This window comes from Mesorhizobium sp. B2-3-2 (genome assembly GCF_006442295.1).
In the GTDB taxonomy this organism is placed as follows: Bacteria; Pseudomonadota; Alphaproteobacteria; order Rhizobiales; family Rhizobiaceae; genus Mesorhizobium.
The window spans coordinates 1-13,883 of sequence record NZ_VFWA01000026.1 but is presented as its reverse complement, the minus strand read 5'-3'; the positions used below and the strand labels follow the sequence as shown (position 1 = coordinate 13,883).

The following is a 13,883-nucleotide window of genomic DNA, read 5'->3' as shown; positions in this document are numbered from 1 at the left end:
GCTTCCAGGTTTTTGGGTATCGCGCTCATGCCGCCTGCTCCTCGCCGTCTTCGTCTTCGAAGTCGAATGGATCTTCATCGCCGTCAGCGGCCTTGATGAGTTCGTCGGCCGCCGTCTCCTGCTTCTTCTTGATGCCGGCGAACAAGGCGCCCTGCCCGTCATGCCAGCCGCGGGCAAACTCCTGCCCCTCGGTCGAAGCCTCGTTGTAGGGATTCGCCAGTGTGTCTCCGCGAAGGCCGGCTTCCTCGCCCTCGGTATAAGCCCGCTCTGTCAGCGGCGCCCTGTCGAGGAAGATGTCGAGTTGGGTGTTGACCGGCACACCGGCGAACCGCATGGCCTGAAGATCGGCATCGCGCCGCGCCTTCAGTTCGGCGAGGCCTTCCGGCGTCTGCGCCTGCTCATAGGCCTTGATCTGGTCGAGGCCGTATTTGCCGAGATCCGCCTTGATCGCCTTGCCGACCTGCTTGACCTTGGCATCCGCCGCCTTCTTGGCGGTCATCGCCTCCAGCCAGTCCTTGCGGTTGATGAAGAACAGGACTTTCCGGTCCTTCTCCGCCAGGTCCGTGTTGTGGCCCTCGCCGGCCGCCGCTGCCTTCGCCTTGGATTTCGTCATGCTCACCTTCTCCTTCTCAGGCGCTCAATCGCGAGCGCGGCTCTCTCCCACGCTCTCGCGAGCGCGCTGGTTATCCACCGCATGTCGTTGTGCTTTCAGGTTGAGCCGCTCGGCGCGGTAGGCGGCGACGGCTTCTTCGTTCCGCTGGCAGGCGTCCTCGTATGCCAGCATCAATTTCAGCAGCGCCTTGCCACTGACGTCGTTCATTCCCTCGAACCGCTGCCAAATTCGCTTGGCGATGGTCGAGGCGATTCCCGCCTCTTTCGCCGCGCGATCCCGGGCGGCGGTCCATGTGTCGTGCCGTCCGCGATGCTTTGCCCAAGCCAGGCCGTGCAGCCAGAACTCAGCCTTTTCAGGGACAGACAGCCCTTCGGTATCAACAAGCGCACGCATGTTTAACTCGCCACTCTTGGTGTCATTTTCGACACCTCTGATGTCGGACATGATGGTTTCCTTTCGCCTACTCTGTGTCCGTCAGAGAGAGCGACTGAGCCGAACGGCACGATGCTGAACGGCAGAAAAGGGACGAAGAGAGATGCGCAATCGATCGAACTTGCAGGGACGGACGAAGGCGCAGCTTGAACTTTTCTCATGGGCGAAGAGACCTCGCCCGGAACTTGGAAACAGGAACGGACGCGACCGCATAGGCAACCGCCAGCGGCCAGCCAACGATGACGACCCATTCACGCAGGCCCGCGGGCACATCCCGCCCTACGGCCGCAGCCGCGCCGATTACGCCAAGCGCATAGAGTGAGGCGGCGAGCCAGGTCATGCGCCTCGCTCCTGGATGCTCAACATCGGCAGCGAGACGAGATGGTATTGCGCCTTCTCGGTCATGAAGCTGGTGCCGAGCGCTGTCCGGTTAGGTACGATCATCGCATATGGGCGAATGGAATATTTCTCGGTCAGGGCGATCGGGTCGCGGTCCTGATGGGCTGCGGCGCGCTGATTTGCCGTGTTCATGCGGCCTCGCTCGCCATCGCCTTCTTGCAGGCGTGGCAATGTTCGCGGCCAGAGCCGGCGCACAGGTCTGGATTGAGGCAATGAGGACGGAGCGGCTTCGGCTTGAATTGGGCGCCCGAGACGGCGGGAGGAGATGCCGTCTCGGGCTTACTCGCCTGCCGGGAGGAGGTGGCGGACGAATTGGGATCAGGTGCCGGTCTTTCCCGGCTGTCAGACCGCCCCATACCGGTGGGGCCTCCCTTAACGTCCCCGGAGGCGACGTCGGGCAGGACTTGAACCTGCGATTTCACCGCGATCTCGGTCAACGAGCCGGAGTCGAACCGGCCTGCCTCAGCCTCCGCACCCCATCCGTTCCAGCCTGGCCGTGTGGCGCGGGCGAACATCTCGAGGCGTGGGAGATTTGGATAAATGCGTTCGATGATCTCATGGAACGCGATAGGCTTTTCGCTGTGCGCGCCGACGGCGGCCGCGATCACGCTTTCCGGCTGAGTGCCGGGGGATGGCGCCGGGATATCGCCGCGCGTCCCGATGAGCAGGATTTCGTGCTTGTTGCGAGCCCAGTAGCCGGTCCCGATCCGATCCTTCAGCCAGATCAGTTGCGACTTGTATTCGAAGCCCCACGCCGCCATGACGAACAGGGCTTCGCGGATCATCGGCGATGTTGCCCAGAGGAACAGCGCGCAGTCGGCGGCGGCCGGAACTTCCAGCGCGGCGATCGCGTCGACGTCCATCGTCGGATAGTGATTATCGGCCGCGCGATCCATGCCGGTCTGCCGGCTGTAGGGTTCGAAGCGCCACGGCGGGTCAGCCAGGATCACGCCGAACGTCCCCTGCCCGAGCGATTCCGCAGCCGCCTTCATCTTGTCAGCGAGCGCGGCTTCCTTTTCATCGCGGCTGAGTTTCTTCTCGCCAGCGGCAAGCAGGTTCGTGGTGACGCGCTCATTCTCGGCCTCGACGCGCTCGCGCCACTCGCCGACCATGGATTCGAACTCGGCGGCAGGCACTGCGGCCATTTTCTGGGCGCGGGCGGAAAGCTTCTTGTCGATGCCAGCTTCGGCCAGTGTCGGCCTGACATCCTTCAGTGGTTCCTTCGCGGCACCACTGACCGAGCCAGCCATCCCGCGATTGAGGCCAACCGTCGCCTTCTGCGCTGCTATCAGCTCGCCAAGCCGGCGCTCGGCGCGGATGCGTATCTCGGCGGCGTCTGCCTCCAGATCCTTGTTCTTTGCCTGGCGGGCGTAGGCGCGCATGGCTTCGGCCTTGTCGCGGAGGTCTTTCACCTCATCGACCGACTTGGCTTCGGACAGAGCGCGGACCGCCGCATCGTACTTTGCAAGAGCGCTTGGCGGATGATCGCCGACGGATGCGGTACGGATCATACTGCGTTCTCCTGGGCGGGGACCGCCCGCGCTTCAGTAAGCAGGTCGGTGACCTTCACCTCGCCATCTGTCGCCGCGCTGATGCGCTGGAGCTGGTCGCGCGTCGTGTTGTCGCCGCTCATGACCCGGTACAGCGTCATGCGGCTGCACCCGGCATCCTTGGCTATCGCCGTGATGGATTTTCCGGTGCGCTTCGAGAATTCGACGAGGGGATGATCTATAGCCATGACGGCACTTGTAACGCCAACCGTGACAACCGTCAAGATAATTCTGTCACGTCTAGCGTGACCACAACGTTACAGAGGCGCGGTATAATGCTTACCATGGCAAAGAGAGAGCTCGGCAAGCACTACATTCGGGAGTGGCGAAAGAAGCGTGGCCTTTCGCTGCGGCGCCTTGCCGAGCGTATGGAGACCGAACCTGGCGTGCTGCTCACCTCGCATGCCAATATCCAGCGGATCGAGAAATACGAACAGCCCTACAGCCAGGATATCCTCGAAGCGATCGCCGAGGCGCTGGAAGTCTCCGTAACGGACCTGCTCACGGTCGACCCGACCAAGGACGGCGAAGTCGTGGATCTTCTCCGGCTAATCAATGACCAGAACCGCGACCAGGCGGTCCGCGTGTTGCGAGCTCTGGCACAGACCGGGTGAGGATCACCCTTCCGAGATAACCAAGACCAATTGCATCTCGTGATTGACGCGGACAGACCATTGACCACCATGCAGCGCCTTCATCGAAGCCGCCAGAGCTTCGGCATCCCGCCGTACCGACTCGTGCAGATCATTGCTTGGCATTGCCGCTGCTGGAGCGGCCGCAGTAGCAAATAATCCTGAAATCACTATCCGTCTGCTAGGCCCGTTGGCCTTTACCGCAGTCTCCACTCCTGATCCCTAACCTCTTTTGTTCTTGTTGTTTACGAGATTGCTAATATTTGCTTCCGTCCCATTTTGGTACGGACCGTACGAATAGAACCATTCGAGCGCCGTTAACAGGATGTATCCAACTGTAACAATCGCCCTGTGGATAGCGGGGATAACATATAGCATGTATGGGACATTTGTAGCACCGGTGGACTGATTTCGGGGCGCCTCGATTCCGTTCATAAGGGCGGAATGCCGCCGCAAGATCGCCTGACAATCCATATTCGCCTGTCACCTTCGCTCATCAAGCAGCTCAAGATCACGGCTGCGGAAAACGGGCAAAGCATGAATGCGGAAATCGCCGCCAGGCTTGAGCGATCGTTTGGACCAGGCGACGACGACCGGCGGGCCGCTGCGAAATTGCTGACCGAAGCCATTTCTATTCTTGACAGGGGATCTGGCGGTTAGGATCTGAAATCGTCGGCGCTTCGGTTGCCTTTGCCCATATTGCAGTCACGGCACAGAATCTGGAGGTTCGCTTTGTCGAGGCGAAGATCCCAGTGTTTCGAGATCGGCTTTATGTGGTCAACCTCGATCCTGCAATCGGCAGAGGTAGCGCCACATAGCTCGCAACGGGCGCCCCGATCACGAAGCACCTCATAGCGAACCTGCCTCCACTCCCAACCCAAAAGGAAGGATCGGACACGGTTTAATTTGCGGTATTTTTTGGCGACATGGACAGCTCGCGCTGTTTCGTCCTTCGCGAAGTCTGACGCATTGAGGCTGGCGACATACTCAGCCAGGCGGGCAACCAGACCGGATGTCCATGGCTTGCGGTCGGGGTTCACTTTGTCGGAAATTGATGGGAAAAACCGCCTGAAACGCCGGCCAAAAAGCGGCAATCGCGCCCATGGAAGAAGCTCTATTCCGTGAAAGGTCAGGAACTTCTATAGTACTACCTTCTGTTCTCTCTCATCCATTCCTTTGCCCTGTTCTTCAGTTTTCACACTCGGTTTAGACCTGGGTATCTCCATAGGACACCCTAACCGTACAGGCTGCGCCCGAACGGCTTGGGTGTCGCTCTGGAGTTCTCACACTTCGGACGAGCCTAGGCAGAGCCCCATTGACGTCCTCTCGGATAGCCAGCCCTCACTTTCCGGTAGCACGGTAGGAGCTTTCGACACCCGCGCTTGCGGCTTACCCGGCAATGGGATTGCACCATCGTCGCCGCTCGCAGGTGATGTTCCGCTTGCGTCAACCTTTCCGGTTTGATACATAAGCGGTGACTTATTTCATCGACCTGCGCCCCGGCGGATCACTCCGACCGGGGCTATCTTTTGGCACGGGATTCGTGACGTGTCAAAATATTGTTACGCTTGACGTGACAAAGTGCTTGACTGCCTGTCACGTTGCGCGTTACAACTCTCCCCAACACCGAAGAGGCACCGGCCTCCGGAGATTGAGGAGACGAGATGAACGCCGCAGCCGCCACCCGCATTTTCACCGTCTGCCGTGAGGCCACTCGCGATTTCGTCATGCGCATCGACGCCGAGAGCGAGATCGAAGCCAAGATGGTCGTCAGCCGTATGACTGGGTGGCGCTTTGACAGCCTCACCACGCAGGTCAAGCCGAGCGCGGTCATCTACCAGTCCGACGAGGATTGCTCCAACCAGCCATTCGCACGGGTGTCGGCATGAGCGCCCTGACCCTCGCCCGCCAGTCCGGCTACCTCGGCGACAGCCCGGCCATGCTCGAAGCGTTCGAGCGCATCCGCCAGTCCGGCATCCGTCAGGCCCGAGCCGGTCACTTCGAGCGCAAGCGCATCGTCGACCAGATGAAGGCTGAGCCGGGAATGTTCTTCGCCGCGATCCGGCCGAGCCTTTGCACCGCCGAGGCTATCGAGGACGCCAAGCGCTTCCTCGCCTTCTACCGGAACATGCCGAACTGGCGCCAGCAGAACCGCGCTGGCGACCTCCGCCGCGCCAAGCAGACTATGGTGCTGGCGAGGTACTTCCGCCGCTTCGGCAGGCAGCTTTGGGTCAGGGAGGCTGCGTGATGGAACGCCCGATCGTCACCTCGCACGTCTACCCGCCAATACCGATCCGGGATTTCGACTGGTGCGCCTACTTCGACGGCGAAGAAGAGCGCGGGCACTATGGCTACGGCAGGACCGAAGCCGAGGCGAAACAAGACCTCCTCGACAACTACGCGGAGGATGAGTGATGCCCCACCCCGACACCAAAGCGATCCGCGACCACCTGACAGACCTCAAAGGCTGGATCGAGCACTGGCAGACCGATCGCCTCTGCAACCTCATCCCCACCGAGAGCAGCCTGATCCTCGCCAAGGCGCATGCCGATAGCGCGATGGTGCTGCTCGACCGGGTGGAAGCCGAACAGAAGGCGGCCGCCTGATGCAAACCGCCCTCACCCATGCCGTCGACTGGCTTGTCTACCACCCCAGAACCGCACGGATGATCCTCATCGCCAGCTATCTCGTCGTCGCAGCAATGGAGCAACCGAGATGAACCACCGCATCGATATCACGGAAGACAAGTTCGAGAGCCTGGGCGCCATCGCCGCGAACATTGTGCAGGGCCGCCGCGGCGATCGCGACTGGGATGGCAAGCTGATTAGCGAGCCGGGGATCTATCGCAAGATCCCGATGGACGCCTACCATGATCAGTTAACCGTCGGCCCATCCATTTCCTCCAGCGGGTTGCGCGAGATCGAGAACCGGTCACCGCTGCACTATTTCGCGACGTCTTACCTGAACCCGGATCGGCCGGAAGAGGAAGCGTCGACGCCGTCCCTGGACTTCGGCCGAGCGGTTCACACGCTGCTTCTGTCCGAAGACGGCTTTCGCGATGACTATGTGGTCCGGCCCGAAACCTACGAGGATGACGCCGGCAAGTGGAAGCCTTGGTCCGGCAACGCCAATGCCTGCAAGGAATGGCTCGCCGCGCGCCGCGCCGAAGGCAAGACCGTCCTGCTGAAATCACAGGTCGCCGACATCCACGGCATGGCGGAGCGGTTGTCAAAGAACCCGGTCGCGGTCGACCTGCTGCGCGGCCGCATCGAGCGCTCCATCATTACCAAGGACGCTAAAACCGGCGTCTGGGTGAAGTCGCGGCCCGACAGCATCCCGCGCGACACCATCATCGCGGACCTCAAGACGTGCAACGATGCTTCCCAGGTCGCGATCGGACGGTCGATCATCAACTACGGCTATCTCCAGCAGATGGCTTTGGCGATCACCTGCCTCGAGGAAGTCGGCCAGCGTCAGGTCAATGAGGCGGTCTTGCTGTTCGTCGAGACCAGCTATCCCTACGCCTTCAATATCAAGCCGCTCGACAACGGCGATATCCACACGGCCATGCGGCAGAACCGGCGGGCGCTGAACGTCTTCGCCGAGTGCCTGAAGGCCAACGACTGGCCGACCTATCTCGACAACATGCGGACATGGTCCGCGCCGCAGTGGTGGTCTGATCGGAACGAAAACGATCCCACGTTGCCCGCTCTCAAAGGAAAAGCAGCATGAAGATCGAGCGCGCCGTTCGTGAGAAGACATTCACTCTGACCTCGATTGCCGGCCCGTCCGGATCGGGCAAGACCTACAGCGCCATCCTCTATGCGCGCGGTCTTGTCGGTCCCGAAGGCAAGATCGGTTTCATCGACACAGAGAACAAGCGGTCACGCTTCTATGCCGATGTCGGCGGCGGTTTCGACGTCATCGACATGGACCCACCTTTCACCTCGGCCCGGTATATCGAAGCGATCAACGCCTTTCAGGATGCCGGCTACACCGCGATCATCATCGACAGCATTTCCCACGAATGGGAAGGCACGGGTGGTGTCCTGGAGCAAGCCGAGGAGATCGAGGAGGCGACCAAGCGCGCCGGTCTGCACTGCTGGAAGAAGCCGAAAGGCGCCCACAAGCGACTGATGAACGAACTTCTCCAGACCAAGGCGCATCTCATCTTCTGCTGCCGGGTCAAGGAAAAGGTCGCGCAGGTAAAGGGCGCAAATGGGAAGACTGAGATCGTCAACCAGGGTTTCGTCGTAGTTCAGGAGAAATCGTTCATCTACGAGATGACGGTTTCCATGATGCTGGAGGAAGGAACCCACGTTCCTTTCATGCAGAAGTGCCCCGACGACTTGCGCGGCGGATTTCAGGAAGGGCAGCAGATCACCATTGCCAGTGGCAACGCCGTCCGCATGTGGTCGGACAAGGGCACGGCAATCGACCCGGTATTCAAGGCTGATCGCTTGTCCGGTCTGAACGCCGCCAATCTCGGCACGAAGGCGCTGGCCGACTGGTGGAAGGGCCTGCCGCCGTCGCGGCAGAAAACCATGGAAGCCCTGAAGGACACTTTCAAGTCGGTAGCCGCAGCTCGCGACCTCATGGCGGCCGAGCTTGCTGAGCATTCCGACAAGTCTCTGGAAGAACGCCTTGCCAACGCACAGGGAGCGTCACCAGAGGACGGCGGCTTTGACCGCGCCCATGTCATCCGCGAGACCGCAACGATGTCTGGCGCGGCGGCTGGCGAGCAGCAAACCACCAATGAAGAACCAGCCGGCGACTCCAGCGTCGGCGGTGAAGGCAGCGACGGCGAGGTTGAGAGTTCCGTCGCTGCCAACGAACCCGCGAGTGCGGCGGAGGAGGCCGGCGAGCCAGAAGCGGATCATCCCGATACCGCGGCGCCGGCCTCCGATCTCATCACAAAGAGCTTGATGGCCGAATGCCTCGACAAGTTCATGGCGCTGGCGACCGACGCCACCGTGCCAGACCCCAGGCAGCGCCGGGCCAATGTCGAGTTCGCCAAGAACGCATGGAAAGAGGCGCTTCCCGCCAAGCTGGACTTTGTGAAGGCATGCTTCGAGACCGCCGACAAGGTGGTCAAGGGTGAGTTGCAGGCCGACGCGGCGCGGCGGTACCTGGAAGGAATTATGTGATGGGAGAGATCACCGCAATTTCATGGTGCGATCACACCTTCAATCCATGGATTGGATGTACCAAGGTCTCGCCGGCGTGCGACGGTTGCTATGCCGAGGCGCTGATGGACAAGCGCTACGGCCGCGTTGAGTGGGGCGCGCCAGGCAAAGGAAACGGCACGCGCGTTCGGACGTCCGCCGGCAACTGGCATCAACCGATCCGCTGGAATAAGCGCGCTGCTGAGGCAGGGACACGCCCGTTCGTGTTCTGCTCCTCACTGGCCGACGTGTTCGACAACCAGGTTCCGGCCGAGTGGCGAGCCGACCTATTCGATTTGATCCGCGCCACCCCGAACCTCGTCTGGCTGCTCCTGACGAAGCGCCCGCAAAACATCGTGAAGATGGTCAAGGCGGTTGGCTTCATGCCACCGAACATCGCCTTCGGGTCGACGGTCGAGGATCGCGAGCGTGTCAAACAGAACCTTCCTCACCTCGTCGTCGCCGCTGGGCTTCGGCCGCTGTTCTTGTTCGCAAGTTGCGAGCCATTGCTTGGCGATCTCGGCGATCTGTCACCCTGGATGAATGGCGATCCGCTCACGCAGCATCCGGCCGACGGCGAGCGATGGGAGAACGGGATCAAGATAGGCGCGGACGGTTGGCCCAAGATTCCGGCCATCGGCTGGTGGATCACTGGCGGCGAGACGGACCAGGGAGGACACAATGCGCGGCCGACTCATCCTGCCTGGTATCGCAGCCTTCGTGATCAATGCGCCGCTGCTGGCGTGGCGTACCACCACAAGCAAAACGGCGAGTTCTCGGACTTCGATCATATCGGCATGGCTTGGAATGACCTTCCGCCGAAGATCCAGGAACAGCAAAAATTCATCGACGGCAAGGCGATGATCAAGGTCGGCAAGCACCGGTCTGGCCGGCTGCTTGACGGCATCGAACATGATGCCAGACCGGCGGTGCGCTGATGGCCCGCCGCGAGTTCCCCCGCAAGGTCAAGGCCGCGGCAATCGCTCGATCAGCCGGCAAGTGCGAGAAATGCACCGCCGCGCTGAAGCCTGGCGAAGGCGAGATCGACCACATCCTGTCCGATATCTTGGGCGGCGAACCGGTACTGGCGAACGCACAGGTGCTTTGCCGGGTCTGTCATGCCGCCAAGTCGGCCGACGACCTGCGCCGCACCCGCAAGGCCGACAGACAGCGTGACAAGGCCAGCGGCGCCATCCGCCCTGCCGGCAAGCTTCGCGGGCCGGCCTTCCCCAAATCCAGCAAGCCACCCCGCGAGGCAAGGCAGCAGCTCGCTCCCAAGCTCATCTACGCATCGAGGACAACGACATGACGACGAAGGAATTCCCGACACGAGACGTTCTGTCGACCATCACCGGGGTGCTTATGGGTGAGATTGGCGGCGTCTACCAGGTTCTCAACTGGATGACCGGTGAAAGCGTGTACACGCATCAGATCCCACGCATCAGCCGCGAGGCGCAGCCAGTGATCATCGCTCTACATCCAGAACTCGCGCCGGCAATCGCCGAGGCTGAAAATGTTACGCAGGACAACTACACGACATGGCGCGACACATGGGAGGATCGCTACGGCCTGACCATCGCCGTGCCGAAGATGACGATAGCCGAGCATGAGCGCATCGATCCCCTGTCCGAACTCGCCGAAAAGGTTTCGCCAGATCGAATTGCCGCCCGCTCAGCAGTCAGGAGCGCACAGTGACCGAAGCACCGAAGCCCGAGAAGATTTACCTCGCCTCACGCTATTCCCGTTTCCCGGAGATGCAGAAGGTCCGGGAGGACTTGGCAGCGCTTGGCTATGTCGTCACGTCACGCTGGATCAACGGCGGCCACGAGTTGACCAAGGAAGGGTCTACCGAGGCTCATGAAGCAGAGCGGATTCGTTATGCTCAGGAGGACTTTGCCGACCTCCTAGAAGCCGATTGGGTCATTTCCTTCATCGAAGTGCCACGCGAGACCAAAACGCGTGGCGGGCGGCATGTCGAGCACGGCATGGCCCTTGCACTCGGCAAGCGGACAATCGTCATCGGCTGGCGCGAAAACGTCTTCCATTGCCTGCCTCAGTGCGAATTCTTCCCCGACTGGACCGAGGCGCTTTCTCATCTCGCCAAAGCCCAAGGATCCCGTACATGACCCAGGATGCGAAGACGCCGGACGAGAAGCTAATTCGCGCGGGAAAACTGATGGCAAACATTTTGTTCAACCTCGATCAGCGCGGCGGACTGGGCATTGATGAGCATCGGTGCATCAAATCCACCCGCGAGGAATGGGACGACGCCATCGCCGCATGGAACCGCCGCGCCCTACGGGATGGTGAGGCGACAGAGGGGGTGGAGGCGAGCCTTGATGAGCGCATGGAAGCGGCAGGCATGATCCCGCTTTCGAAGCTTCTGGCCGGCGATACGCCGCTTGCCAGATGGGAGGTGCATACCAGCGTCCGCGATCTTGCCAGTTTCGAACAGTGGCTGCAAATGCGCCATCGCGAGATCAAGTCGTTGCGGGTGAAGTACGAGCTCGGCGACAAGGACGAAACCGACGATCTCTATGAATGGGTGTTGGCCCACGATGGAGCATTTTCCGAAGTCGCCGCCAACTTTCGTCAAGCAAAGGATGGTTGGCCCATGACCCCCTACGAAAAGCCCGCTTCCCCCACACAGGCGGTGACAGTCAATGAGGTCGAGAAGATCATTCTGGATACAGAGCCGCCAGATTTGTCAGATCGAGGCGACAAGATTTGGACGCGTCGGATGGCATGCTTGCTTGCCGATCTGTTCAACGCCCGGCTCTCCGCCCTCGACCGCACTACCCTTCCCCCTGTGACTCCAGGAGCGGAAGAAGCCTTCGCCGCTCTTGATCTGGCAGACAGGCTTATCGAACGCGGCTACGGCAACGAGACGCCGAAGGAGTGGCACAATGCATATCGCGCCGTCGCCAAAGCTCGGTCCGCCCCGCAAGGATCGCTGCCATGAGGCTGACAGAAGCGCAGAGGACCATGTTGAAGCGTGCAGCCGACTATACGTTCAGCGATGGTAGCGGTCAGGGCGCGCCGATCTGGGACGGCGTTCAAGCGCGTACTGCCGACACGCTAGTAGTGTTGGGGCTTGTCTCGCGCACCAATCCACATAGCGGCTGCCTTTTAGGCTTTGCTCGTCTCACCGAACTCGGCCGTCTCGCCCTCACCTCTGGGAGCAAGCCAGAATGAGCGCAAAATTGAAGGCCGAGCGCGACGAAGCGCGCAGCATCGTCCGCGACATCCACTGGATGGCGGTCCGCTACGCCGACAACCGCAAGTCCTACGCTGTTGGCATGTGCAACGATGCCTTGCGGAAAGCTTATGAAGCCGGCTGGCTAACTTACACCCGAGACAATGGCAAACTTGACCCACAATATGCCCGAGACGGGTTGTTCGACAGAGAATGGGTGTCCGCACTCGACAACGCTACGGCCCGCGCCGAAAAGGCAGAATCCGCCCTCGCCTCTTCCCAAGAGGAGATCGAAAGGCTGAGGAAAGCGCTGGAGCCGTTCGGGCGCCCCAACGATATCGACCCATCGCTGCCCGACAGCACATGGCTTGGCGTCAAATACGAAGACGTGTTCGTAGCCCATTGCCATGCTGGCGACTTCCGCCGCGCCGCCCGCGCTCTCTCCCCTTCAGAGGAGCAGGGCGCCGCTCCCCGCCCCCAGCACGAGGGTATGGAATGAGCAGGGCGCCCGACAACATCGCATACCCCCCACGCGGGCTCAACCGCGAGGAGGCGGCCCGCTATATCGGCGTGGGGCCGACGCTCTTCGATGAGATGGTGGCCGATGGCAGGATGCCGAGACCGAAGCGCGCGAACAGCCGCACCCTTTGGGACAGGATCCAGCTCGACGCCTTCTTTACCGATCTGCCTGGGGATGACGGTAACAAGATCGATCGCATCTTGTCGGGGCGCAATCGTGCGGCTTAGATGCGATGATGGATGGATACCCCTATGTCTCGCCGTTCAAGGACAGGCACGGCACAACCCGATATCGCTTTCGGCGGGCGGGAAAATCCATCTATCTGCCGGAAGTTCCTGGCCACCCGGCGTTCGAGGAAGCCTATTCAGCCGCCCTGGAGGGCAGAGAGCCCCGTCAGGCGGAGATCGTCGTCCATCCGAAGGCGATCATCCCCAAAAGCTTCGCCGACGCCTGGAGGCTTGTCCAGAAGGGAATCGAGTGGCGCAAGCTGGACGAGGCGACGAAATACAAGAACGAGCGCCTGACCAAGGAATTTCTCAACTCGAAAGTTGCCGAGGGCGACCCGACGACTTGGGCGAAGATCCCGGTTTCCGACCTTCGTCGCCGCCACGTCAAGCTGATCCTGAAAGAGCATGGCGATACGCCGCACAAGGCCAAACACATCCTCACAGCGGTACGCCGGCTGATCACCGAGGCCTTGGATCAAGACTGGATCGAATACGATCCGTCGCTGAAAATTGGCTGGAGGCCGGAATATACCGGCTGGCGGGCATGGACGGAAGAGGAGCGGGCGCAGTTCGAGGCGCGATGGCCGAACGGCACAATGCCGAGGGCAACCTACGCGCTGGCGCTTTGGACCGGGAACCGGCGCGGCGACGTGGCGGCACAGTTATGGTCGGATGTTGACTTCGTGAAGGATCGCATCACGGTTCGCCAGGCGAAGACTGGCAAGGTGTTGCGCCTGCTCATGCTGCCAATGCTCAAAGCCGCTCTCATCGATCTGCCAAGGCGAACGGACACCGTGATTTCGAACGCCTACGGCAATTCATTCTCGGAGAAATCGCTTACGGGCATGATGGCGCACTGGACGAACATGGCCGAGATGGGCCCCGGCTGCACGCTGCATGGCCTACGGAAGACGCTCGGCAAATACCTGGCGGAGGAAGGCGCCACGTCGAAGCAGTCGGCCGGCATTCTAGGTCACGACGACTTGGACCATGTGGAATTGTACAGCAAGGACGCGGAGCAGGAGCGACTTGCTGTGGACGGGATGTCGAAGCTGCTCAAACGGTTTGTCTAACCGATTGTCTAACCGGGTTGTCTAACCTATGCTGGAAGCCTTGGAAAACAAGGCGACTGGTGGGCCCGGAGGGACT

At 61.0% G+C, this 13,883-nt stretch carries 23 protein-coding genes; 17 read left to right on the top strand and 6 right to left on the bottom strand.

Going from position 1 to position 13,883, the window contains the following annotated elements:
- Positions 1–25 precede the first annotated feature (25 nt).
- From FJ964_RS30320 to FJ964_RS30295, 6 genes are all read right to left on the bottom strand, one after another.
- Positions 26–613, bottom strand: a complete 588-nt coding sequence (locus tag FJ964_RS30320) for a hypothetical protein (protein WP_140554371.1) — start codon at positions 611–613, stop codon at positions 26–28.
- Positions 614–637: 24 nt separating this feature from the next.
- Positions 638–1,057 (bottom strand): hypothetical protein, encoded by a 420-nt coding sequence (locus FJ964_RS30315; protein WP_140554369.1) that lies wholly within the window; start codon positions 1,055–1,057, stop codon positions 638–640.
- 145 nt (positions 1,058–1,202) lie between these two features.
- Positions 1,203–1,385 (bottom strand): hypothetical protein, encoded by a 183-nt coding sequence (locus FJ964_RS30310; RefSeq protein WP_140554368.1) that lies wholly within the window; start codon positions 1,383–1,385, stop codon positions 1,203–1,205.
- Positions 1,382–1,576, bottom strand: a complete 195-nt coding sequence (locus FJ964_RS30305) for a hypothetical protein (RefSeq protein WP_140554366.1) — start codon at positions 1,574–1,576, stop codon at positions 1,382–1,384. Before FJ964_RS30305 ends, FJ964_RS30310 begins: the two co-directional genes overlap by 4 nt.
- Positions 1,573–2,955, bottom strand: a complete 1,383-nt coding sequence (locus FJ964_RS31620) for an MT-A70 family methyltransferase (protein ID WP_246676233.1) — start codon at positions 2,953–2,955, stop codon at positions 1,573–1,575. The genes FJ964_RS30305 and FJ964_RS31620 overlap by 4 nt, the downstream gene beginning before the upstream one ends.
- A complete protein-coding gene (locus FJ964_RS30295; RefSeq protein WP_140554365.1) occupies positions 2,952–3,182 on the bottom strand; it encodes a helix-turn-helix domain-containing protein in 231 nt (76 codons plus the stop codon). Before FJ964_RS30295 ends, FJ964_RS31620 begins: the two co-directional genes overlap by 4 nt.
- Positions 3,183–3,278: 96 nt before the next feature.
- Between FJ964_RS30295 and FJ964_RS30290 the strand changes: the two genes are divergently transcribed.
- The 17 genes from FJ964_RS30290 to FJ964_RS30210 all read left to right on the top strand — a co-directional run bounded on the left by FJ964_RS30290 (position 3,279) and on the right by FJ964_RS30210 (position 13,807).
- Positions 3,279–3,608: a helix-turn-helix transcriptional regulator gene (locus FJ964_RS30290; protein ID WP_181172667.1), complete on the top strand. Its 330-nt coding sequence runs from the start codon at positions 3,279–3,281 to the stop codon at positions 3,606–3,608.
- A gap of 462 nt (positions 3,609–4,070) precedes the next feature.
- Positions 4,071–4,286 carry an Arc family DNA-binding protein gene (locus FJ964_RS30285; RefSeq protein WP_140554362.1) on the top strand — a complete coding sequence of 72 codons (216 nt, stop codon included), beginning with the start codon at positions 4,071–4,073 and terminating at the stop codon, positions 4,284–4,286.
- Positions 4,287–5,290: 1,004 nt separating this feature from the next.
- Positions 5,291–5,515, top strand: coding sequence for a hypothetical protein (locus FJ964_RS30275; RefSeq protein ID WP_140554360.1), 225 nt, complete (start codon positions 5,291–5,293; stop codon positions 5,513–5,515).
- Entirely contained in the window at positions 5,512–5,874 is a 363-nt protein-coding gene (locus tag FJ964_RS30270; RefSeq protein ID WP_140554359.1) for a hypothetical protein, read from the top strand. Before FJ964_RS30275 ends, FJ964_RS30270 begins: the two co-directional genes overlap by 4 nt.
- Positions 5,871–6,041, top strand: coding sequence for a hypothetical protein (locus FJ964_RS31165; protein WP_181172665.1), 171 nt, complete (start codon positions 5,871–5,873; stop codon positions 6,039–6,041). The genes FJ964_RS30270 and FJ964_RS31165 overlap by 4 nt, the downstream gene beginning before the upstream one ends.
- Positions 6,041–6,232, top strand: coding sequence for a hypothetical protein (locus tag FJ964_RS30265; RefSeq protein WP_140554357.1), 192 nt, complete (start codon positions 6,041–6,043; stop codon positions 6,230–6,232). The genes FJ964_RS31165 and FJ964_RS30265 overlap by 1 nt, the downstream gene beginning before the upstream one ends.
- A gap of 109 nt (positions 6,233–6,341) precedes the next feature.
- Entirely contained in the window at positions 6,342–7,358 is a 1,017-nt protein-coding gene (locus tag FJ964_RS30260) for a PD-(D/E)XK nuclease-like domain-containing protein (protein WP_140554355.1), read from the top strand.
- Positions 7,355–8,773 carry an AAA family ATPase gene (locus tag FJ964_RS30255; protein WP_140554354.1) on the top strand — a complete coding sequence of 473 codons (1,419 nt, stop codon included), beginning with the start codon at positions 7,355–7,357 and terminating at the stop codon, positions 8,771–8,773. The genes FJ964_RS30260 and FJ964_RS30255 overlap by 4 nt, the downstream gene beginning before the upstream one ends.
- On the top strand, positions 8,773–9,729 hold the full coding sequence (locus FJ964_RS30250) for a DUF5131 family protein (RefSeq protein ID WP_140554352.1): 957 nt from the start codon (positions 8,773–8,775) through the stop codon (positions 9,727–9,729). Before FJ964_RS30255 ends, FJ964_RS30250 begins: the two co-directional genes overlap by 1 nt.
- Positions 9,729–10,100, top strand: a complete 372-nt coding sequence (locus FJ964_RS30245) for an HNH endonuclease signature motif containing protein (RefSeq protein ID WP_140554351.1) — start codon at positions 9,729–9,731, stop codon at positions 10,098–10,100. Before FJ964_RS30250 ends, FJ964_RS30245 begins: the two co-directional genes overlap by 1 nt.
- Entirely contained in the window at positions 10,097–10,486 is a 390-nt protein-coding gene (locus FJ964_RS30240) for a hypothetical protein (RefSeq protein WP_140554349.1), read from the top strand. Before FJ964_RS30245 ends, FJ964_RS30240 begins: the two co-directional genes overlap by 4 nt.
- On the top strand, positions 10,483–10,917 hold the full coding sequence (locus tag FJ964_RS30235) for a hypothetical protein (protein ID WP_140554348.1): 435 nt from the start codon (positions 10,483–10,485) through the stop codon (positions 10,915–10,917). Before FJ964_RS30240 ends, FJ964_RS30235 begins: the two co-directional genes overlap by 4 nt.
- Positions 10,914–11,753 carry a hypothetical protein gene (locus FJ964_RS30230; protein ID WP_140554346.1) on the top strand — a complete coding sequence of 280 codons (840 nt, stop codon included), beginning with the start codon at positions 10,914–10,916 and terminating at the stop codon, positions 11,751–11,753. Before FJ964_RS30235 ends, FJ964_RS30230 begins: the two co-directional genes overlap by 4 nt.
- A complete protein-coding gene (locus tag FJ964_RS30225) occupies positions 11,750–11,986 on the top strand; it encodes a hypothetical protein (RefSeq protein WP_140554345.1) in 237 nt (78 codons plus the stop codon). Before FJ964_RS30230 ends, FJ964_RS30225 begins: the two co-directional genes overlap by 4 nt.
- Positions 11,983–12,486, top strand: coding sequence for a hypothetical protein (locus FJ964_RS30220; RefSeq protein ID WP_140554343.1), 504 nt, complete (start codon positions 11,983–11,985; stop codon positions 12,484–12,486). Before FJ964_RS30225 ends, FJ964_RS30220 begins: the two co-directional genes overlap by 4 nt.
- Complete coding sequence (locus FJ964_RS30215; protein ID WP_140554342.1) at positions 12,483–12,734, top strand: hypothetical protein; 252 nt, start codon at positions 12,483–12,485, stop codon at positions 12,732–12,734. Before FJ964_RS30220 ends, FJ964_RS30215 begins: the two co-directional genes overlap by 4 nt.
- A gap of 5 nt (positions 12,735–12,739) precedes the next feature.
- Complete coding sequence (locus FJ964_RS30210; protein ID WP_140554340.1) at positions 12,740–13,807, top strand: site-specific integrase; 1,068 nt, start codon at positions 12,740–12,742, stop codon at positions 13,805–13,807.
- The last annotated feature ends 76 nt before the right edge of the window (positions 13,808–13,883 follow it).